The following is a 236-nucleotide window of genomic DNA, read 5'->3' as shown; positions in this document are numbered from 1 at the left end:
GCTTCCACCTGTTGACCCTGCAAGTGACCGAGCAGGCCCATGAGGTCTACGACGAACACAACACACAGCCCCGGCGCGAAACCTGCCTGCAAGAGCTCGAGACCGTTTACCACGAAACCGGCGCCAGCTTCCAGCTGCAGCCAAGCTACTTCCAGCTGCCCAAGCACCAGCTCAAGCGTTGGAAGATCAAGGAAAATGCCAGCCGGCTGCGTGAAGAAGTGCTCATCACCCATTAC

At 58.5% G+C, this 236-nt stretch carries 1 protein-coding gene; it reads left to right on the top strand.

The genetic code is table 11. The features are described 5' to 3' along the window. On the top strand, window positions 1-236 hold a 236-nt coding region (locus SB717_RS39570), incomplete at both ends, for a hypothetical protein (RefSeq protein ID WP_410908805.1).

Source organism: Priestia sp. SIMBA_032 (assembly GCF_046535215.1).
Lineage (GTDB): Bacteria > Bacillota > Bacilli > Bacillales > Bacillaceae_H > Priestia > Priestia aryabhattai.
The sequence above is the reverse complement of the archived record's forward strand: the minus strand, read 5'-3'. Positions and strand labels throughout refer to the sequence as shown.